Annotated in this window: 5 protein-coding genes; all 5 read right to left on the bottom strand. The window is 59.6% G+C overall.

Annotated features, from left to right (window positions below; all coding sequences use genetic code 11):
* Positions 1-1,097: Ni/Fe hydrogenase subunit alpha (locus tag KJ653_04950; protein ID MBU0685180.1), on the bottom strand; the 1,097-nt coding region annotated here is incomplete at its 3' end.
* Complete coding sequence (locus KJ653_04945; GenBank protein MBU0685179.1) at positions 1,098-2,117, bottom strand: oxidoreductase; 1,020 nt, start codon at positions 2,115-2,117, stop codon at positions 1,098-1,100.
* Position 2,118: 1 nt separating this feature from the next.
* Complete coding sequence (locus tag KJ653_04940) at positions 2,119-2,511, bottom strand: hypothetical protein (protein ID MBU0685178.1); 393 nt, start codon at positions 2,509-2,511, stop codon at positions 2,119-2,121.
* Positions 2,508-2,972, bottom strand: a complete 465-nt coding sequence (locus tag KJ653_04935; GenBank protein MBU0685177.1) for a hydrogenase iron-sulfur subunit — start codon at positions 2,970-2,972, stop codon at positions 2,508-2,510. Before KJ653_04935 ends, KJ653_04940 begins: the two co-directional genes overlap by 4 nt.
* The coding region (locus tag KJ653_04930; GenBank protein MBU0685176.1) for an FAD-dependent oxidoreductase at positions 2,969-4,630 on the bottom strand (1,662 nt) is incomplete at its 5' end. The genes KJ653_04935 and KJ653_04930, both read right to left, overlap by 4 nt.

Raw genomic sequence — 4,630 nt, 5'->3', positions numbered from 1 at the left:
TCTATGACCCTAGCCCAGTGGTACGCCAGAGTGTGGTTCACCGGCCCGGTGACCCCCAGGTCCTTCACGGTCTTCGCGAGGAACTCGTACTCCTTCTGCGCAAGCGGTGTCGTGTAGCCGCTGCAGACGTTAATCCTTCCCAGGGGGCCCACCCTGTATATGCCGCTGTCCGGGCCCGTCACGAAGCCCTTCCATCCGATCTTCTTCAGGTAGGGCATCTTCATGTAGGTCCAGGGCTCGACGTGCTCGGCTATGACGTCGAGGTACTCGTTAGGCTTGAACTTCAGTACCTCCTTGCCGGTCTGGTCCACGACACGTATGTCGCCGTCGTAGAAGTTCGTCTTGTTGTTCTTGTCGACCATGCCCATGTAGTACGAGTTGAGGTAGTACGCATCCTGGTTCAGCACGAGGTCCATGTAATCCTTGTTGGCCAGCACGATATCATGGAAGAGCTTCACGGTGAACTTGCCGAACTCCACGCAGGACTTCGCCATGGTCTCCATCTGCATGCGCTCCTCCTCGCTGATCTGCTTCGACACACCTCCAGGCAAGCCGAACACCGGGTGCGTCGCCCTGCCGCCGACGATCTCCTGCACCTTCTGTCCGTAGGACCTGTGCTTGATGACTTCGGCTCCGATCGGTACGCCTACCGCGTCCACTACTCCAAGGACGTTCCTCTTCATCGCTGGCGCGGATGGCCCGAGGACGAAGTCCGGAGCCGCGAGGGCGTAGAAGTGCGCTATGTGGCTGTGGGTGTACTGCCCCATGTAGAACAGCTCCCTCAGCTTGATCGCTGTGGGAGTAGGCGTCGCGCTGAAGACCGCATCGAGTGTCTTAGTGCTCGCGAGGTGGTGTGCCGCCGGGCAGACGCCGCATAGCCTGTTGGTCAGGACTGGTAGCTCCATGACATGCCTGCCTATGCAGAACCTCTCGAAACCTCTTAGCTCAGGTACCTGCAGGTATGCGTTCTCCACATCCCCCGCAGCGTCGAGGAATATCTCGATCTTGCCATGGCCCTCGAGCCTCGTGATAGGATCTATGGTAATCTTCCGTTCCTTCGTTTTCGTCGTTGCGTCATTGATGATAGGTCCGGCCATTTAGCTCACCGTCTTCCTCTTCTTCTCGGTCACAATCCTCTTCAACATGGACTTCGGCAGCGTGAACGCGTAGAACGTCCCGAGCGGGTCCTTGACCTGCAGCATGAGCTCCATGATCTGATCCTCGCTCAGCGACGACTCCTTGTCCGTGATGTTCAGGAGGGACGACAGCGCGCTCAGCATGCTCGCCCCTTGCTCCTGGACTCCCCTGGTCGGGCCCATGCAGCCCCTGCAGGGCATCTGGGCGTTGGGGCACATCGCGCCGCAGCCGGCCCTCGTCGCCGGCCCGATGCATATCAAGCCTTGGTCTAGGAGACACTTCTTCGGGTCGGGCTTGATCTCGTATGCCTGGTAGATCTTCTCGATCCTCCTGCCCTTCTCGACCCTCTCCCTATTGCACTCGTCGCAGAGCGACTTGTCGCTCGCGATGATTGTGCCCTTCGGAGGCAACGGGGTGCCCTTGGTCACGTACTGCGCGACCGCGTCTACCGCCATCGCGATCAGGTTGACCGTGGGCGGGCAGCCTGGCATGAAGTAGTCCACGTCGACTACCTCGTCGAGAGTCTTGACAGAGTCGTAGAACTCCGGCAGTTCCAGCTCTCCCTCCTTGACCTTCGTGTGCGGCTGTGGAGTAACGAAGTTCGGGTTGTCGGTCGATTGCGTGTTCTTGTACACGGTCTCGAATATTTCCCTCTTGTTCGTTACATTCGCGAGCCCGGGCGTTCCGCCAAAGCATGCGCACGACCCGAAGGAGATCATCACGACCGACTTCTGGCGCAGCATCTTGGCGATGTGCTCGTTCTCGCTGTTCCTTATGGCGCCGTTGTAGAAGCTGACTGTGATGCTCTTGTCCGGCATCGCCTCGATGTCCTTGATCTTCCCATCGAATCCGATGGGCCAGAATACCACTTCTGCGATGGCATGGACATCCAGTATCTTCGCGTCTATGTCCAGGAGCGCGACGTCGCAGCCTCCGCAGCCCGCTCCCCAGTACTGTGCGATCTTGATCTTCTCTGCCATGTTAGTTCACCTCTCCCTTCTCAGGCTGTCCCTTCTTCGGGGATGCCATGTACTGCGGCGACTGGCCCTTCATGCCTGCCTGCTCGACCAGTCTCCATCTCTTGAGGGCGATCACGTGCTTCACGATCTGTGGCTTCGCGATGCCCGTGGCATCGTGCAGCTCGTGCACGGTCCTCGGCCCAGCCTCCATCTCCTGGAGCAGGAGGTTCCTCTCCAGCTCCACGCCCGCAGCCTTCTGCACGATGACATCGTACCTCGGCTCCGAGATGGCCTCGCCGAAAACGTTTCCCGAGGTGAGCAGGGCGCCTTTCTTTCCTAGGAGCCACCTGACCCTCTCGCCCTCGACCGTCCTCAGTGCCGCTCGTATCCTGGCCTCCCTGAGTGACATCCTCATTCACCACCTCTCAAAGGTGAAACACCAAGTTCCTTGATGGTGTTCGTGAACTCGACGATGGTCTTCTGGAACTTCTCACCCTCGCCTGCGGAGACCCACTCGAGCCTCAGCCTGTCGGGGTCGTACCCGAACTGCTGGATGAGCATCTTCAGGAGGGCTATCCTCCTGCGGGTCCTGTAGTTCCCGCCTATGTAGTGGCAGTCCGCCGGGTGGCAGCCCGCCACGAGCACGCCGTCCGCTCCCCTCTCGAAGGCCCTCAGGACGAATTCCGGGTCCACTCTGGCGGAGCACATGACCCTGATGGTCCTGAAGTATGGCGGCATCTGCAGCCTGCTGACTCCAGCCAGGTCCGCGCCCGCGTACGAGCACCAGTTGCAGCAGAACACAAGCAGCTTCGGTTCGAAAGGCTTCTCGCCCTCAGCGCTGTGCGTGCCGGCATGGTGCGTGGCATCCGTGCTCATTGCTTCACCTCCTGTTTCGGTTTCTCTTCTTCAAACATCGCATCGATCATGGCGTAGATCTGGGAGTCACTGTAGCCCATCTGCGTCAGCGCCCCAGCAGGGCACGAGCCCACGCACGCACCGCAACCCTTGCATAGACCGACATTGACCTCGACGATCTTCTTCTTCGGGTCCTTCTTGTCGGCCACCACATCCAATGCCTTGTACTCGCAGGTCGGGACACAGATGGCGCAGCCGTCGCACAGGGTCTCTTCTATTCTGGCGACGATGCCCTCGGCCTCCAGCGTCGTCTTGGACAGGATCGTCGTCGCCCTCGAGACAGCCGCCAGCGCCTGGGCGATGCTCTCGTCCACGAACTTGGGGCTATGGGCAAGGCCTGCCACGTATATGCCTTCGGTCGCGAAGTCCACAGGCCTGAGCTTCATGTGCGCCTCGAGGAAGAATCCTTCCTTCGTCTGAGGCACCTTGCACATCGGGGCCAAAGACCCGGCGTCCGGCTGTGCCCTCGTGCCGCTCGCTAGGACGAGATAGTCTGGTCTCAAGGTGATCTCCTTGCCAGTGTCCTCGTCCTTCACTTTGACCTCGAGCTTGCCGCCCTTCTCATCGACCTTTGGCTTCTCCTTGTCCTCGAACCTGATGAAGGTCACGCCCAGCCGGCCGGCCTCCTTATAGTATTTCTCCCTGAACCCATAGGTCCTGATGTCCCTGTACAGAACGAAGACCTTCGCATTAGGATCCTTCTTCTTGATCTCGATTGCTGCGGTCATCGTGCCCGTGCAGCAGACCCTGGAGCAGTTCGGGTGCCCCTCCTCTCTGGAGCCTACGCACTGGATGAACACGTACTCGCCGCCCTTCGCCTCGCCCTTGTGCAGCTTCTCCTTGAGCTCGAGCAGAGTGATGACGTTCTTGTTCTTGCCGTACAGGAACTCTCCCGTCGGCTTGTACTCCTGACCTCCGATGGCAAGTATGACTGCCCCGTGCTCCATGGTCTCGCCAGACTCGAGCGTGGTCTTGAAGTTGCCCACATACCCGTCGATCATCTTGATCTTCGCATTCGTGTAGACGGTAATGTTCGGGTTCTTGGAGACCTCCGCGTCGAGCTTTTTCGCGAACGCGACCGGATCGTCGCCTGTCGGGAGGTAGTAGAGCTTCTTGGTGTTCCCGCCAAGCTCCTTCTCCTTCTCGACCAGGTGGACTTTGAAGCCCTGCTTTGCCAGTTCGAGCGCCGCGGTCATGCCCACCACGCCCCCGCCGACCACTAACGCCGCCGGGTTGACCTTGAGCTCGAGGTTCTCGAGCGGCTCCAGAAGTCTGGACTTCGCCACAGCCATGCGCACGAGGTCCTTCGCCTTCTTCGTCGCGGCCTTTGGCTCGTGCATGTGTATCCACGAGCACTGGTCCCTTATGTTGGCCATCTCGAACAGGTATGGGTTGAGGCCCGCCTCTCGTATGGTGTTCTGGAACAGCGGCTCGTGCGTCCTCGGGGTGCAGCTCGCGACCACGACCCTGTTGAGCTTCAGCTCCTTGACCTTCTCCTTGATCTTCTCTTGAGTGTCCTGGGAACAGGTGTACAGGTTGTTTTCGGCGTAGACCACGTTCGGGAGCGTCTTGGCGTACTCCGTGACCTCCGGGACCTTGACCACACCTCCGATGTTGAC

The sequence above is a fragment of the Candidatus Thermoplasmatota archaeon genome, from assembly GCA_018814355.1.
GTDB lineage: Archaea > Thermoplasmatota > Thermoplasmata > UBA10834 > UBA10834 > COMBO-56-21.
This window is presented reverse-complemented; position numbering and strand designations above follow the sequence as displayed.